The sequence below is a fragment of the Streptomyces sp. NPDC034111 genome (genome assembly GCF_055575375.1).
Genome location: NZ_JBVIST010000001.1, coordinates 760,930 through 776,517, shown reverse-complemented (window position 1 = coordinate 776,517; position 15,588 = coordinate 760,930). Strand labels below are relative to the sequence as shown.

Sequence of the window (15,588 nt, the reverse complement as noted above, 5' to 3'; positions counted from 1 at the left end):
CCCCCTCGGCGTCAGCCCCCGCGCGCCCGCATCACCGGCCCTGGCCCGCGTCAGCCACCCTGGCCCGCCCGCGTAAACCCCCGCTCACACGCCTGTGTCAGCCCCGCTGCTCACGCGCCCGCGCCGCCCCGCTCCTCCCGGATCTCCTGCACCACCCGGGCCGCCGTCTCCCGCACCGCTTCCGTCTCCGTCAGGAAGTGCCACCAGTCCGGATGCCGCCCCTCCAGGCCCGCGACGGCACGGTCCAGCCGTGCCACCGCGTCGTCCAGGGGGCGGGCATGCCGTGGATCAGGGGTGCTGCGGCCGGTCATCGCCAGCCGCTGGGCGTCCCGGATCGCGAAGCGCGTCCGCTCGACCTCCTGCTGACGGTCGAAGGACACCGCATCGAGCCGCTGTAGCCGGTCACCGGCCGCCGACACCGCCTCGTCGGTGCTGTCCAGCAGCGCCCGTACGGTCGCCAGCCGGCTGGTGGCATCCGCCCAGCGCTGCTCGTCCCGGGCCTGCTGTGCCTCCCGTAGCTTGGCCTCGGCCTGCTGGACGGACTGTGCAGCCTGCTCCGGTACGTGCTGGAGGTCCTGCCAGCACGCCGCGCTGTAGCGCCGCCGCAGCTCGCTGAGGACCGGGTCCACCTTCCCCGCGCGGGTGGTGATCGCCTGTGCCCGGGTCCGCAGCGACACCAGCCGTTTGTCGATCTCCGCCGCCCTCGCCGGCAGCCGCTCGGCCTCGGCCCTTATGCCCTCGGCGCTGCGCAGCACCGTGTCGGCACGCCGAATCGTCTCCTGTACGCCATGCTGTCCGGCGCCCTGATTGAGCTTGGTCAGCTCCGGGCCGAGCGACGCCAGCCGGGCGGCGAGATCATCCGCGCGCAGACCCTGCGCCCGCACCGCATCCAGTGCGGTGCTCGCCGCCAGCAGCGCCTGCCGCGCCTGCTCCACGGCCGGGGCCAGCCGCGCCAGCTGCGTCTCGGCGGTCTGGAGCAGAGGACCCAGACCCTGCGCGAAGCGGTCGAGCTCCGCCTTGACCCGGTCCAGCTCGTCCTTGGCCCGCGTCAGATCGGCCCGTGCCCGCGCAATGGCGGCACCGTCGAGATCATCGCGGTCCAGATCGTGTGAGTCGACGGCGGTGATGTACCCGTGACTCACCTCGTCGATCCGCCGCCCGAAGCCCTCGTAGTCCGCCGCTGCGCGCCGCGCCTGCGGCGAACTGTCCACGGCAGTGATCGTCTCTATCGAGATCCGCAGGTCCCGGTGCGCGGTGTCCAGCTCGTAGAACGCCGCCGCGGCGGCATCCTTCGCGGCCTGCGCATCGGCCCGCTGACCCTCCCCCCGCCCGAACCAGCGCCGGGTCCCGCCCCCCGCGAACGCCATGGGCGCCAACGCCACCAGCAACGGCACCGGCAGCAACATGAGCGCCACCGCATCCCGGACCGGGCCCCCACGCGCACGACGGCGTTCTCGCTGCTCAAGCGGCTGCGTGTATGTCGCCGTCACTTCCCTCTCCCGATCGGATCGCCCCAGAACCGGCTGTCATTCTCCCACTCACCGGAAACGAACACACCGGCCGGTAAGTTCGCCCTTCGAGCACTGGTTTGCAGTTCAGCCCCACCGGCAAGGTAGTCTGTCGGCTCGGCCAGGGCGCATAGCTCAGCGGTAGAGCGCTGCTCTTACAAAGCAGATGTCGGCGGTTCAAATCCGTCTGTGCCCACCAGTCAAAAGACCCCCTACTGATCATCGTAGGGGGTCTTTGACATCTGGATTTGACATCAACGGCAGTGGTCACCCGGAGGCGGGCCGCCGCTTCAGTAGCCGGTCCATGTGGCTCACGGCCTCACGCTGCGTGTCCTGCACGACGTGCGTGTAGGTGTTCATCGTGATGGCGATCTGACTGTGTCCCAAGATCTCCATCACTACCCGGGGAGCCACCCCGGCCGCGGTGAGGATTGTGGCGCAGCCGTGCCGGGCGTCATGCAAGCGGATCACCCGAAGCTCCGCGTTCTTCGCTACGCGAGTGAACGAGCGGTACAGATTCCGCGGCTCGATCGGCCGACCCGTGCGCGTCGTGAATACATAACCCGTCTCGGCCCAGCTCTCCCCGGCACGCTCGCGCAAGCTGGCCTGCCGCATTCGCTGCCACCGAAGCGGCGCTAGGCACATGACCGGCAGGGGAGAGTCTGACGACGCCGGCGGCCTTTGGGATCGTCGTCGTACGCTTCGCCGCCAACCCGCTGCCATTGTTTCCGCACCCGAATCTCCCGCTTATCAAGATCCACATCCGTCCAGCGGAGACCGACGATCTCACCCCGACGGAACCCGAGCGCAATGGCGAGCACGAAGGCCGCATACAGCGGGTCTCGTCGGGAGGCAGAGAGGAACGTCAACGTCTCTTCCAGCGACCAGGGGGATAGGTCGCGAGACTCCGGGGATGGCGGTTCCACGAGCGTGGTGACGTTCCGGGTGATCAGTTCTTCCCGGCAGGCCGCCATGAGCGCCGTACGCAGTACCCGGTGAGATTCCTTGGCGGTGGCGGCCGACTTCTTCCGTTCCACCTGGCGCAGGAACCGCCGCACGTCGCCGACACTGAGCGATTCGAGACGCTTGGTGCCGAGCATCGGCACCAGGTAAAGCCGCACGTGGACTTCGTATTTTGCGTACGTCGTGCGCTTGCGACGCGGCTTGATGATGTTCTCAAGCCAGTACGGCAGCCATTCGGCGAGCTTGGCGGAGCGGGTGGGGACGGGGACGCCCTGGTCGACCTTGTCAAGTCACCCGGCTGCGCTCCGCTCCGCCGGGCGCGCTTCCCGGCTCCGCTCCGCGCGACGCTCCTGCCTTCGGCCCGCTCCGCGCGCGCTGCGCCGACGCGCGCCCAAGCAGGTAGGCCCGAGGGCATGAGTCGAGACCCGCACAAACCATGCCTCCGGCGGGGGCGCTCAGGCTCCGGGATGGCGGGGGCTCCGTCCGCGAGTGCCGGTACGTCGTGGCGTTGCGTGGTGACTCCCATCCCGTCCACCGTCGACCCAGGCAGAGCCGAGCAGACGCGGCCCATGGCGTCCAGGTCGTTCGTACAGTTGCGCGCTCCACCTGGACGCCATGGACCACGCCCGCTCCACGGTGTGTGGGTCGACGGCGGACGGGATGGGAGCAGGGGTAGGTGGTGGTGAAGGGCAAAGTGCATCTGCGGGTACCACCCAAGAGGCCCACTGCGAGACTGGACAGTCGCTCGTTGAGTTGTCGTGATCGCGAAGGATGAACATGGGCAAGCCATCGCGCGATGCGGATACGTCGAAGGTGACGATGGATGCCCGTACCGGGCCGTCGACCCCCTTGCAGACATCAGGCTGTGCCGGTACCACCTGTTTCAGGCTCGGTGCGAGGTCAAAAATCAGGAAGCGGTAGGTCAGCCCGTTCATTGGACCACGATGAACCCTGACCCACTTCCTGCGGGATGCGTGGCGAAGCCAGGTGACCTGGCCCGTGAGATCCCGGCGACCTTCTCAGGCTGACCGTGCTGTACAGCAGTGAAGTACAGCAACCAGCCCGACCGCTTCCGCCTCCAGCCCCCCGGGAGCAGCCGTCCAGACAGCGGCGCAGCCCTCACCGACCGCCCCGCCGGTAGTTCGCAATGAGGAGGTCGATCGGCATGTGGCCCGTGAACGGCTGTCGAAACCTGTCTTCACTTACTCAAGCACCCGTCGTCGCTTCACTCCTCCGGGCGGGCGCGGGCGGGCCGGCGGCGCCCGCCCAAGAGGCAGGCAACAGGGCATGAGGTCAGAACAGGTTGTGGCTGGGGCGGTCGGCTCCACGACTTTAGGCAGTCACTTTGGGGCGAGCCTCGAAGATCATGACCCAACGTCGTGCTTTAACGGGCAGGTCCACAGGCTGCCCGACTCGCCAGCAGCTTAATGGGCCATGATCACTCGCCCCAAAGCAGCTCCAGCCCAAAGTCGTTCCGCCGACCTAGCTGAGCCGCACAAAGGAGCGTGGGATCAGATGTTCGACAATTCCGGGGGGTCCCATTGGGGACTTCCCTGTTTGCAGTCTCCTTTGGTGACCTTTATTGGTAAAACGTTACGCCTCTGCACCCTCCTTTCATTTCATGTGAAGTACTGCGACGCTCTTGATGTCCCCATCCGGGGAAGATTCACCGCCAAGGGCATATGGCTCGACGTGCCCTTGCCTTCAACTCAGGGGGAAAGATGGGTGGCGGCAAGCGATTGACCAGGGTGATCGTCGCACTTGCCCTCACAGGGCTGATGTTGGGCTCTGTGGGCACTGCTTCGGCGCATCCAGCTAAACCGCAATCGGTAGCGGCAAGTACGCAGGCCGTTCCGCTCTCGAACGCGGGCCTCACGGGAACCCTGGAAGCGGGTAAGTGGAAGAAGGTGCTTTGGGGCTGGGGGTGGTACAGCATTGCCTATGCGGCCAGCATCAGCTCTCCGGGAGGCAAGGTGGACTGCTACTCGGCTCCTAACCCTTGGCCTACGTCGTACAGGACGCCCGCGACCATTTGGCACTCAGTCACCGGCTACGGCGACTGCTGGCTCTACTCCCCGGTCAAGGCGACTTACACGCTGAAGCCAGTCTGGGGCTGAGTTGCCTAACAACTCACTGGCGAGCTACAAGGCAGCCAGGTACAGCAAGCCTCGCGGGCCAGCCCTGACAGCCGCAAGCTGTTCGAAACGACACCCCCGCTCGGGCCGTCCCTGGGCCGCGCGGGGGCGTTCAACGACGACCAACGCTGACAACCACCGACAGCTAAGTCGCAGGTCGCAGCGTTGATCGATTGCACGGCCGCAGGTCAGAGACCCGGTCCTTCACTACTTCGGCTATTGATCAGAGTCGCCAGCCTGCAACTGGGGCGCGAGGGCATCGACGCCAATATCAAGCCCCCCGTTGGTGGGGCCTTCCATGTTCCGTCTCCATATGCCTATCGAGATGGGGAAGTTGATGGTTTGATTACTCGTCCCGAAGGAGCCTAAGACTTGTGGGGGGTCGCATGGCTACGCAAAAGATCATGACGGTGACGCTTGAGTTCGAGATGGGTGACCGCGTCATCCGCGGGCAGCGCATCACGGCCGCGTACGAATCTGCCGTTAATGCCGCAGTGGAAGCTGCGAAGGCAGAGTTGTCGAAGGGGAGCGTAAGTACTGTGCGGAGTCGCATGACCTGGGACTATCGATGGGCTGAGCTGTCCGCGCAGTACAGCGACGTCGAGGATGAGGGCGAGGAGCCGGTTCAGTGACCGGCCGCCTTCGGGGCGTTCCAGGTCCTCGGTAGCGGCCAACGGTGATCGCCCGGCTGACATCTATCGCTGACAACAACGGTGACGAACGACGGGAGACGCTAGCGGCGCATAGTGGTCTTCGCGCACCGCGGCGCCGTCCACTCTGAAGCCGCTTGATCGAACTTACAAAGCAGATGTCGGCGGTTCAAATCCGTCTGTGCCCACTCATCCCGCCAGCACGAATGGCGACGAAAGCCCAGGTCAGAGATTCTCTGCCTGGGCTTTTCCCTGTGGTTTCCCGTTCTACGCACGGTCTCCCACGTTCTCGGCACGGGGTGAACCCGCCTCCCGTCTCCCAACTGTCTCCCACCGGCCGCCGGAGCGAAGACGCGGCGGCGGAAGTGGTTCGCGCGCAGGGCGCAGGCGCTCCATAGGGCGAGCGGCCTGGGGGCCGGCGCTCGGGGCGCCGATGCACCACGTTCGCCGGTCCGCAATCGCTACCGGCTAAGGGAGTAGCAGCTGTCGCTGTCAGGGCACACGGTGCCCGGGCTGCGCGACCGACGCCTGAGGCGGGGGCGCGATCCGCCGAGGGCGGGACCAGCGGCGCATCACCGGCTGCTCGACCAGGACGTGCAGGAGCCAGGCAGCGGCCAAAGCCAGAGCGGCGGATAGCCCGACCAACGCCACAGCCGCGGCTGGACTCCACAGCTTGCCCGATCCCGCGGCGAGCGGCCCGTGTCGGAGGACCAGCAGATGCACCATGTAGAACGCGAAAGAGAGCTCTCCCAACCGCACCATCGTGCGGCCTCCCAGCCATGATCGGCCGGTGAGGTCGGCGCTCGCGCTCGCCATCACCACCAGGGCCAAGGGGATCGCCGTCGGCCACACCATGCCGTAGGTGTCCGGCAGTGCCACCATCACGGCGTACCCGGGTATGAGCAGCAGCGCCGCCGTTCCCGGGCGGAGCGGGGGCTGCTTTCCCAGCGCGACAACCCGGGACATGACCATGCCCAGCAAGAATTCCGGCAGCCGGCTGACCGGCACGATGTAGACGAACCAGTAGTGCCACCAGGACATCCCCTCACAGGCACTGACCTTGCAGGACGGCCCTTGGTAATAGGTCATCAGTGGCTGCGCAGGAAGCAGTTGCGCCACCACCGGGATGAGGGCGATCACCAGGACGAGCACCCCGGCAACCTTCCACAGCCGGCCGGCCGGGATCCGGTTGACCAGCGGCAGCAGCCAAGGGCAGAGCAGATAGAACACCAGCTCCGCGCACAGGGACCAACTGGGGTCATTGGGGCCGAAGGTGACATCGGGGATCGGGAACCATGCCTGGATCAGCCCGAGGGAGGGCAACACCCCGAACACGGTGACGGTGCCGGCCGTGGCCAGGAACACCGTTCCGGCGACCCAGGTCACCAGGTGGTTGGGGTACACCTTCGTAAGCCGCCGGCGGATGAAGCGACGCGGAGTGTCCCCGGCGCGGGCAGTCCAGGTCAGCACGAATCCACTGAGGATGAAGAAGAAGGACACCCCTACCCAGCCGAGCTGGGCGGCGTTCTCGGCGAGAGACCGATTGAGGCCGGGCGCGTCTACGAGCTGCGATGTCGCCACATGGCACATAAAGACGAGCAGGGCCGCCAGGAATCTCATCCCGGTCAGCGAAGGCAGCCGCGCGCTCGGCGGGCTGGGCGGAATTACAGTCACGTGAGCACGCTCCGGTGTGGGTCAAGTAGCGGCTGCGCCGCTGGAAGCTTCGGATATGAGGTAATGACGTATTCCTGGGGCACGGTGAGATATGGCACCGATCCGCACAGTGGCAAATGGGTCAAAGCGGTCGCCGGAGACTCCGGTCGGCGATCTCTTCTATTCGCCTGACTTTGCGGCATGCGGAAGCCCGCGGAGCGACCATCAAAAAGGCGCTCGCTGAATTAATTCGATGGGTAGTGAAAATCAACAGATGCTTGGCGCGGGCATGCCTCGGAGGGCCTCGCCTGGGGCGTACCGTGCGCGATGGTGCGATGGCTCAGGTGATGCTTGAGTGCTGGTCAGCAGGGGTTGCGGCGCTTCTCAGTGGGACGGTGATCACCCAAAGCGTAGGTCGCAAGTACGCGTCCCCTGGTCGAATGGCGCGCAATCTGGGACTTCTCTGTCTCTCCTCCATTTTTGTCAAGATTCGTAGGTGGTAGTAGGCCTTCTTGAATTCTGTGCAGGGCTACCTGCGGGAGGCGTATTCGCGCTGCGGCGCAAAATAGATTTCCTGGATGTGAACAAGGCTACAAGCCTGAAAGGCTTCGCAGTAACCGTGATCAACGTTACGTTTAAGGCCTAACTTAAGTCGCATGGCGGGATGCGTGATCATTTCGCCAGGGTGTGAGTAAAGCGGAATCTAGCCTTCTGGGCGGTTTCTGTGGGTATCCCAGTTTTCCTGGCGCAAAATACCGTCGTGGTGCATGCTTTTGCGTCATCCGGGATCTGCTTCGATACACCGGCTTGGTCCGAGAGATCCCGGGCGACCGTCAGCGGCACCCGCGGGCGTTGAGCCGGGCGGCCTGGCGCGTCAGGTGGTCGCGTTCGGCGAGGTTGGGTGCCTTTTGGGCTGCCTCGGCGTACAGCCGTGCCGCTGTCGCCAGGTCGCCGTCGCGCTCGTGGAGGTACGCCGCCACCGCGGTGTGGCGGGGCAGTGAGTCGTCCAGCGCCGCGAGCGCCGCCAGGCCGGCGCGCGGTCCGTCGGCCTCGCCAACGGCCACCGCGCGGTTGAGCCGGACGACCGGGCTGTCGGTCAGGCGCACGAGCTCGTCGTACCACTCGACGATCTGCACCCAGTCGGTCTCCTCGGCGGTGGGCGCGTCGGCGTGGAGCGCGGCGATGGCGGCCTGGGCCTGGTACTCGCCGAGCCGGTCGCGGGCGAGGGCCGTCTGGAGGATCTCGATGCCCTCGGCGATCAGTTCCGTGTCCCACCGGCCGCGGTCCTGCTCGGCGAGCGGCACCAGGCTGCCGTCGGGCGCGGTCCGGGCGGCGCGCCGGGCGTGGTGGAGCAGCATGAGGGCGAGCAGCCCCGCCACCTCGGGGTGGTCGATCGCGGCCGCGAGCTGCCGGGTGAGCCGGATGGCCTCGGCGGCGAGGTCGACGTCGCCGGAGTAGCCCTCGTTGAAGACCAGGTAGAGGACGCGCAGCACGGTGGCGACGTCGCCGGGCTGGTCGAATTGCACGCCGGAGACGGTGCGCTTGGCGCGGCTGATGCGCTGGGCCATGGTCGCCTCGGGGACGAGGTAGGCCTCGGCGATCTGGCGGGTGGTGAGGCCGCCGACGGCGCGCAGCGTGAGCGCGACCGCGGACGACGGCGTCAGCGACGGGTGGGCGCACAGGAAGTAGAGCTGGAGCGTGTCGTCCACCGCGGGCGCGGGCCCGGGCGCCGGCTCCTCGTCGACGCGGTCCTCACGCCGGCGGCGGGCGGCGTCGGCGCGGGTCGCGTCGAGGAACCGGCGCCAGGCCACGGTGACCAGCCAGCCCTTCGGATCCCGCGGAGGGTCGGCCGGCCAGACGCGGACGGCCTCGACCAGCGCGTCCTGTACGGCGTCCTCGGCCGCCGCGAAGTCGGCTCCGCGGCGGACGAGGATGGCCAGCACGCTCGGTGTGAGGCTGCGGAGCAGGGCCTCGTCCATCGATGAGGTCATCGATGAGGTCACTCCGTGATGGTGGGCGACACACCGTAGAACGGGCGCAGCTCGAGCCACTCGTGGATGGGCTTCCCGCCCGCGCCGGGTGCGGCCGACAGCTCCCCGGCCAGCTCTACGGCGCGCTCGTAGCTGTCGACGTCGATCACCATCCAGCCGGCGATGAGGTCCTTGGTCTCGGCGAACGGGCCGTCGGTGACCGGCGGGCGCCCCTCGCCGTCGTACCGGACCCACGTCCCCTCGGGGGCGAGCGCCTGACCGTCGACGAACTCACCGGTCTTCTCGAGCCGGGCCGCGAAGTCGTTCATGTACTGCACGTGCGCCGAGATCTCCTCCGGCGTCCACTGGTCCATGGGCACGTCGTTGACCGGAGCCGGGGCGCCGCGGTAGTGCTTGAGCAGCAAGTACTTGGCCATCGTGGTTCTCCTCGGTGCTGGTGCGACCCATTGTGGTCGCGTTCACCCCAGGGACGGAGCCAGTCACGGGTTCTCGACATCGCCGTCCGATTTTTTTGGGCTCTCGTGGGTGAGCCTGGGCGAGCCGTCTCGCGGTGTCCGGGTGCACCACGTACGGGTCCCTCGATTGCCGGTATGGCGCCGCGCAGCCGGTCCAAGTGGCTCACTGCCTCACGCTGCGTGTCCCGCACGTGTCCCGTACGACGTGCGTGCATTCCCCCCGCCAACCGCGGGCCCTTCGAGGGGTATCTGGCATCAGTGGCTGACGTCGGGGTGTGGGTCGGGACTAGACCTCGATCTCTGACAGGCGGTGGATCAGGTGGTCGGCGAATTCGGTGACGACTGCGGGGAGTTGGCGGCCGACCATGGCCTGGATCTGGAGGGTGCGCAGGTGCATTTCCGGGTTGAGGATGGTGAGGGCCTTCAGGCCCTCCCTGCGTAGGCGTTCGTGCACGGTGATGTGGCCGATCAGGGAGACCGCGTTGGCCTCTTTGACGAAGGTCGACAGGGCGCTGGAGCTGGAACTGACCAGTGTGGGTTCGAAGGTGATGCCCTCGATCGAGCAGCAGAGGTCGAAGAGGCGTCGGTTCGTCGTGCCTTCTTCGGTGAGGGCGACGGGGTAGGGGAGGAGGTCCTGGATGTGGATTTCGTCCCGGTCGGCGAGGGGGTGGTCGGATCTGACCATGGCTTGGATCGGGGCTCGCTGGGCGTGGATGACGCGGACGTCGGGGGTGGGTGCGAGGCTGAACGTGACGGCCAGGTCGACCGAGCCGTCCTGGACCATTTGGGTGGCCAATGACGGGGCTACCACGGGGAGTTGGAAGATGGTGCCCGGATGGTCCTCACGGAATGCTGCCATTTCGTGGGGAAGGAATTCCTGTGAGGCGCCCTGGGAACTGGCTACCCGGACGAGGGTGCCCAGTCGGCCGCGACTGCGGATTTCCGTGAGTACCTGATCGGTTTCCAAGGAGGCGCGGCGTGCATAGGCGGCCAGGAGGGCGCCGGCCTCGCTCGGTACCATTCCGCGCGGTCGGCGCTCGAACAGTGCCACACCGATTTCCTGCTCGAGTTTGCCGATCTGCCGGCTGATGGCCGAACCGGCGACCAGGAGTCGCCGGGAGGCCTCGTTGACCGAGCCGGTGCGCACCACTTCGAGGAAGTACTCAAGAGCCGGACTGTTCAGCATGCCGTCAGCATAGGGAGGCGATGCCTTTTCGGCAATGATTTGTTCTATAAATTGCGATTGCGTGAATGGTGTGGGCCTGTCTACCTTCGTTGTGTGCCCGTGGAGGTTTGGCCGACCGGGTGGCCGTACGGCGAAAGGGTGCCTCGGTTTCCTTTCAGGCGGAAGGCGTCGTCGGTGTCGGTTTCGGTGTCGGGGTCGTTGGTGTTGGTGTCGGCGGTCTCGTCTTCGATTTCGTCGAGCAGCGGGCGGCTTCCGGACTCTCAGGGCCTCTTCACCGTTTGGGTGTGTATATCCCGGAAGCCAGTCGAGGCAGGGAAGACGAATGATGAACGCGACAGCCCCCAGCGAAGACATCGGCGCTCATGCGACGTCGCGACCGGACGTGGATTTCCACTGTCCGCTGCCGCATATCCCGGAGGCGGTCGGCCTGGTGCGCCGCCGTGCGCACACGGTTCTGACCGGCTGGAATCTGCCGGCCGCGACGATCGAGGACGCGGTCCTGGTGATCTCGGAACTGGTCACCAATGCGGTGGTTCATGCCCTGCCGCCGGCCGTGCTGCGGCTGTCCCGGACGGGAGCCGAGGGGCGTTGTGCGCTGCGTATCGAGGTCGGCGATGCCGGTCCCGCGCGGTCCGTTCCGCGCCCCGCCGACGGCCGCCGGGCGGAGCGGTACGGCGGCGCGGCGGAGGAGCACGGACGGGGGAGCGGCATCGTCGGTGCGCTGGCCGTCCGGCACGGCACCCGTGTTCATCCCGGTGGGACGACGTGGTGGGCGGAGCTGCCCGCGGTGTGATGGCGAAGGCGCTGACGGCGGTGTAGTGGCGGCTCACCGGGGCGTTGCCGTTCGGGCAATGAGGTGTTCTAGAAGTTGCGATTGTTTGAACGGCTCGGCGGCTCTAACGTCATCGCTCAACGAGTTCACGGATCCATCTCTTCCGCTGCGGACTCACCCATCGGTGGTTCCACCCTGCGCGGCAGTTCGCCTGGTCGATTCGAGGGAGTGACACTCATGACGACCGCTGGAGAGACGTGTCAGATGGATACCGAGAAGCAGCCAGGCGAGCCGGCCCGTAAAAGCGGCGTGCGGCGTGCCGTGCTCGCGGCGACGGCCGGGAACACGCTCGAATGGTACGACCTGATCACCTACGGCTTTTTCGCCGTTCCGATCTCCAAGGCGTTCTTTCCGGCTGGCGACCCGACCGTCTCCCTGATGCTCACTTTCGGTACGTTCGGGGTCGCGTATCTGGTCAGGCCGCTGGGTGCACTCGTCCTGGGGACGTATGCGGACCGCACCGGACGCAAGGCCGCGCTGCTGCTGACCATTCGGCTGATGATGACCGGCACATTGCTGATCGCGGTGATGCCCACCTACGCGTCCATCGGAATTGCGGCGCCGGTCCTGATTCTGGTGGCGCGGCTGATCCAAGGGTTCTCGGCGGGCGGTGAGTTCGGCAGTGCGACCGCGTTCCTGGCCGAACAGGCGCCTGGCCGGCGTGGCTTCATGGCGAGCTGGCAATTCGCCTCGCAAGGACTGGCGACATTGCTGGCCGCCACCTTCGGCACCGTACTGAGTATGTGGCTGTCCGGTTCACAACTGGATGCCTGGGGCTGGCGTATTCCGTTCCTGATCGGGCTGCTGATCGGGCCGGTGGGATATGTGATCCGTCGTCAGGTGTCGGAAACCACTGAATTCGTCAACGCCGCCGAAGCGGGTGAGGTGGTGAAAACCCCGATCGGACAGGTGCTACGGGAGCAGAAGCTGCGGGTGCTCCTCATGATCGGCGCGCTGGTGATGTCCACCGCGGTGACGTACGTGATCGTCTATATGCCGACCTACGCACAGAAGGTCCTCGGTCTGCCGCCCTCCGCGGGCTTCATCGGAGCAGCCGCGTCCGGGGTGGCGCTGACGACCGTGACACCACTGATCGGCCACCTCTCGGACAGGTTCGGCCGCACCACGGTCATGCTCATTGCCGGGATCGCCATGACCGCCAGCATCTACCCGCTGTTCCTGCTGCTGTCGGGCAGCCCGTCGCTGCTGGTCGTGGGTCTGGTGATGTTCACCGTCGGCCTCTTGAAGGCCTGCTACTTCGGTGCGCTGCCCGCCCTGATGGCCGACGCCTTCCCGACCGCGACCCGCAGCACCGGTATGTCCCTGAGCTACAACATCGGTGTGATGTCCTTCGGCGGCTCCGCCCCCGTGATCATCACCTGGTTGATCGCCACCACGGGCAACGACCTCTCGCCCGGCTTCTACATCATGGCGACCGGCGCCCTGAGCATCGCCGCCCTTCTGGCCACCCGCCGCTTCCTCGGCTTGCGCTGAGACGTATCCGGTCCTCACCCCACGCGCCGCATCCGACGGCCCGCAAGCCCGCCGGCTCCACGAAAGAACGAGGTCGACGATGACCGACGCTGCCACGCTTCGCGCCCAACTCCCCTCAACGCCAAGCGAACTCGCGTTCGCACCGGTCCTGCGGGACGGGCGGATCTGGGGCCGCGGCACCGGTGACACCAGGGGGCAGCACGCTGCGCACCTTCAGGCGCTGCGCCTGTTGGAGGAGCAGACCGGCGCGCTCCCCTGCCCGGTCACCGTGCTGGGTGACCGGGCGCGATCCGCTGCTGGTCCCCGCGTACGGCGGCACCCTTCCCGACTGGATCTTCACGGGTGTCCTCGGACTGCCGAGACTGCCGAGCATCGGTCTGCCGCCGGCCAACACCGCCCCGGCCAACCACGCGCCCAACGAGAACCTTCGCGTCGGCCACTTCTTCGACGCCACCGCCCTCTGCATGGAGCTGCCGCTCGAACTGGGCGACTGACGGGTGCCCCCAGCAATGACCGATCAACAGGAACTGAGGCGTGACACCGCAATGTCCCACACACCACCTCCCCCGCCCTGGCTCGTCCATGACGGTGTACTCACCGGTCTGAAGGTGCTCGATCTGTCCCGCATCCTGTCCGGGCCGTTCTGCACCATGATGCTCGCCGACCTCGGCGCCGATGTGATCAAGGTCGAGGACACCGTCTCCGGCGATGACACCCGCGCCTGGGGCCCGCCCTTCCAGGGCGAGGACGCGGCGTACTTCCACAGCGTCAACCGCAACAAACGCGGTATCGCGGTCGACCTCAAGGACCCCGACTGTCTGCGTCTGATAGGCGAGTTGGCCGCCACCGCCGATGTGGTCGTGGAGAACTTCCGGCCCGGCACCGCGGCCCGCCTCGGGCTGGGCTACCACGACGTGCGGGCCGGCAATCCGGGCGTCGTGTACGCCTCGATCAGCGGCTATGGCCAGACCGGGCCGTACCGGAACGAACCGGGCTATGACGCGATAGCCCAAGCGGTCAGCGGCGTCATGAGCGTGACCGGCGAACCCACCGGGCCGCCGGTGCGGTTCGGGGTGTCCCCGGCCGATCTCGCCGCCGGAATGTGGGCCGCCATCGGCGTCCTCGGTGCACTCCGCAACCGCGAGCGCACCGGAAAGGGTGAGTGGGTCGACGTTTCACTGCTGGACGGCCAGGTGGCCTGGCTGAGTTACGTCGCCGGCGGGTACTTCGCCTCCGGAGCGGTCCCGCAGCGCTACGGTTCGGCCCACCCGACGATCGTGCCCTACCAGGCCTTCCCCACCGCCGACGGGCACCTCATGGTGGCCGCAGGGAACGACGGGCTGTGGCGCCGTTTCGCCACCGCGATCGGCCTCGCCGCACTCGCCGACGATCCGCGGTTCGCGACCAACCCGGACCGGGTCCGCCATCGCGAGGAGCTGCTGCCGCTCATCGAACGTGCGCTGAGTGCCCGCGGCGCCAAGGAGTGGGCGGCGCTGCTCACCGAGGCGGAGGTGCCGGTCGGCCCGATCAACACCGTCGACGAGGCCTTGCGGCACCCCCAGGTCGTCGCCCGCGGCATGGTCGCCGAACTGGAGCACCCCAGCGCCGGTGCCCTGCGTACGATCGCCTCGCCCATCAAACTGAGCGACCACCCGGCGGCCGTACGCACACCGCCGCCCCGGCACGGCGAGCACACCGCGGCCGTACTCGCCGCCCTCGGGGTCGGCGCGGATCAGTTGGCGGGGCTGCGCGCGCGAAGGGCCGCGAAGTGAGACCCGTACCTGAGGTGATGCCGGTGTCCGACATGGCAGCCGTGTCCGAACCGGAGGCGGCGCCCCTTCCTCAACCGGCCGTGACGGTCTCCCGGTCCGGGGCGGTCGCCGAGATCCATATCGGTGACGGCGGCCGTCGCAACGCACTCCCCGCCCGGGCCTGGGAATGCCTGGCCGACCGGGTCACGGAGCTCGGCGCGAGCCGGTCGCTGCGGGTGCTGGTGATCCGCGGTCAGGGCGCGATGTTCTGCGCCGGCTCCGACATGAGCGACTGGGTGGAGGCGGACACCGGGTACGTCGAAGAGTCCTTTGTGCATATGGAGGAGGCGTTCACCGCGATCGAGGACTGTCCGGTCCCGGTGATCGCCGAGGTCCGCGGGGTCGCCGCCGGTGCCGGGTGCCAACTCGCCCTCGCCTGCGATCTGCGGCTCATGGCGGACACCGCACGGATCGGTATGCCGATCGCCCGGCTCGGCATCCTCGCCAGCCCGGCCTTCGCCGCCCGCATGGTGGCGCTGGCCGGCCCCTCCGCGGCACGGGAGTTGCTGTACACCGGGCAGCTGGTCGACGCCCGGACCGCGGTGGCGCTGGGACTGGCCGACCACCAGGTACCCGAGGCGCAGCTTGCCGCCCGTACCGCCCGGCTCGCCGCCGCTGTCGCCGAGCAGCCGCCGGCGGCGGTCCGCGCCGCCAAACTGGCGGTCGCCGCCGCGCTGGACCCGCAGCGCCGGGCCGTCGGCACCCATCCTCCGCCGACGGTGACCCGTCCCCACTTCGACCGGGCGATCGCCGCGTTCCTCGGGCGGCCCTCGGCCGGAGGGGGATGAGGTAGGGGCGGGGCAGGGCGGTGTCCTCGGGTGTGCCCACGCGCTGTTGTTCGCCGTGGGGAGGGGGCCGCGCCCGGTCCCGGTGCCTCTCAGGCGTCCGGCGTCGGGTGCTCCGCCAACTC

General features: G+C 67.6%; 11 protein-coding genes, 1 tRNA gene and 2 pseudogenes. 8 read left to right on the top strand and 6 right to left on the bottom strand.

The features are described 5' to 3' along the window. Nucleotides 1-110 precede the first annotated feature (110 nt). A complete protein-coding gene (locus tag ACZ55A_RS03485) occupies nt 111-1,406 on the bottom strand; it encodes a hypothetical protein (protein ID WP_468832459.1) in 1,296 nt (431 codons plus the stop codon). A gap of 226 nt (nt 1,407-1,632) precedes the next feature. Here ACZ55A_RS03485 and ACZ55A_RS03480 point away from each other — a divergent pair. Then, nucleotides 1,633-1,707: transfer RNA gene (locus ACZ55A_RS03480), tRNA-Val, on the top strand. Between the two features lie 68 nt (nt 1,708-1,775). Here ACZ55A_RS03480 and ACZ55A_RS03475 read toward each other — a convergent pair. Beyond that, nucleotides 1,776-2,761 (bottom strand): annotated as a pseudogene (locus ACZ55A_RS03475) (tyrosine-type recombinase/integrase); the annotation flags it as partial. A 2,231-nt stretch (nt 2,762-4,992) separates the two neighbouring features. On the opposite strand from ACZ55A_RS03475, the gene ACZ55A_RS03470 reads away from it, so the two are divergent. After that, a complete protein-coding gene (locus ACZ55A_RS03470) occupies nt 4,993-5,238 on the top strand; it encodes a hypothetical protein (protein ID WP_468832456.1) in 246 nt (81 codons plus the stop codon). Between the two features lie 510 nt (nt 5,239-5,748). Here the strand turns inward: ACZ55A_RS03470 and ACZ55A_RS03465 are convergent. The 4 genes from ACZ55A_RS03465 to ACZ55A_RS03450 form a co-directional block, all read right to left on the bottom strand. Then, entirely contained in the window at nt 5,749-6,930 is a 1,182-nt protein-coding gene (locus ACZ55A_RS03465) for an acyltransferase family protein (RefSeq protein ID WP_468832453.1), read from the bottom strand. A gap of 812 nt (nt 6,931-7,742) precedes the next feature. Continuing rightward, nucleotides 7,743-8,888, bottom strand: a complete 1,146-nt coding sequence (locus ACZ55A_RS03460) for an RNA polymerase sigma factor (protein ID WP_468834612.1) — start codon at nt 8,886-8,888, stop codon at nt 7,743-7,745. Nucleotides 8,889-8,908: 20 nt separating this feature from the next. Continuing rightward, nucleotides 8,909-9,316, bottom strand: coding sequence for a YciI family protein (locus tag ACZ55A_RS03455; RefSeq protein ID WP_468832450.1), 408 nt, complete (start codon nt 9,314-9,316; stop codon nt 8,909-8,911). A 325-nt stretch (nt 9,317-9,641) separates the two neighbouring features. Continuing rightward, nucleotides 9,642-10,541 (bottom strand): LysR family transcriptional regulator, encoded by a 900-nt coding sequence (locus ACZ55A_RS03450; RefSeq protein WP_468832447.1) that lies wholly within the window; start codon nt 10,539-10,541, stop codon nt 9,642-9,644. Nucleotides 10,542-10,866: 325 nt separating this feature from the next. Between ACZ55A_RS03450 and ACZ55A_RS03445 the strand changes: the two genes are divergently transcribed. The 6 genes and pseudogenes from ACZ55A_RS03445 to ACZ55A_RS03420 all read left to right on the top strand — a co-directional run bounded on the left by ACZ55A_RS03445 (nt 10,867) and on the right by ACZ55A_RS03420 (nt 15,466). Next, entirely contained in the window at nt 10,867-11,334 is a 468-nt protein-coding gene (locus ACZ55A_RS03445; RefSeq protein WP_468834607.1) for an ATP-binding protein, read from the top strand. 243 nt (nt 11,335-11,577) lie between these two features. Next, nucleotides 11,578-12,867: an MFS transporter gene (locus ACZ55A_RS03440; RefSeq protein ID WP_468832444.1), complete on the top strand. Its 1,290-nt coding sequence runs from the start codon at nt 11,578-11,580 to the stop codon at nt 12,865-12,867. A gap of 79 nt (nt 12,868-12,946) precedes the next feature. Beyond that, a pseudogene (locus ACZ55A_RS03435) lies at nt 12,947-13,081 on the top strand (hypothetical protein); the annotation flags it as partial. A 61-nt stretch (nt 13,082-13,142) separates the two neighbouring features. Beyond that, a complete protein-coding gene (locus ACZ55A_RS03430; protein ID WP_468834717.1) occupies nt 13,143-13,361 on the top strand; it encodes a hypothetical protein in 219 nt (72 codons plus the stop codon). 51 nt (nt 13,362-13,412) lie between these two features. Next, entirely contained in the window at nt 13,413-14,639 is a 1,227-nt protein-coding gene (locus tag ACZ55A_RS03425) for a CaiB/BaiF CoA transferase family protein (protein WP_468832442.1), read from the top strand. Between the two features lie 32 nt (nt 14,640-14,671). Further along, nucleotides 14,672-15,466 (top strand): enoyl-CoA hydratase/isomerase family protein, encoded by a 795-nt coding sequence (locus ACZ55A_RS03420; RefSeq protein WP_468834605.1) that lies wholly within the window; start codon nt 14,672-14,674, stop codon nt 15,464-15,466. The last annotated feature ends 122 nt before the right edge of the window (nt 15,467-15,588 follow it).

Excerpts from the sequence above, each read along its gene's own strand:
- ACZ55A_RS03485 (WP_468832459.1), bottom strand. The coding sequence starts at position 1,406 with ATGTTGCTGCCGGTGCCGTTGCTGGTGGCGTTGGCGCCCATGGCGTTC.
- ACZ55A_RS03470 (WP_468832456.1), top strand. The coding sequence starts at position 4,993 with ATGGCTACGCAAAAGATCATGACGGTGACGCTTGAGTTCGAGATGGGT.
- ACZ55A_RS03460 (WP_468834612.1), bottom strand. The coding sequence starts at position 8,888 with ATGGACGAGGCCCTGCTCCGCAGCCTCACACCGAGCGTGCTGGCCATC.
- ACZ55A_RS03455 (WP_468832450.1), bottom strand. The coding sequence starts at position 9,316 with ATGGCCAAGTACTTGCTGCTCAAGCACTACCGCGGCGCCCCGGCTCCG.
- ACZ55A_RS03450 (WP_468832447.1), bottom strand. The coding sequence starts at position 10,541 with ATGCTGAACAGTCCGGCTCTTGAGTACTTCCTCGAAGTGGTGCGCACC.
- ACZ55A_RS03445 (WP_468834607.1), top strand. The coding sequence starts at position 10,867 with ATGAACGCGACAGCCCCCAGCGAAGACATCGGCGCTCATGCGACGTCG.
- ACZ55A_RS03440 (WP_468832444.1), top strand. The coding sequence starts at position 11,578 with ATGGATACCGAGAAGCAGCCAGGCGAGCCGGCCCGTAAAAGCGGCGTG.
- ACZ55A_RS03425 (WP_468832442.1), top strand. The coding sequence starts at position 13,413 with ATGTCCCACACACCACCTCCCCCGCCCTGGCTCGTCCATGACGGTGTA.
- ACZ55A_RS03420 (WP_468834605.1), top strand. The coding sequence starts at position 14,672 with ATGGCAGCCGTGTCCGAACCGGAGGCGGCGCCCCTTCCTCAACCGGCC.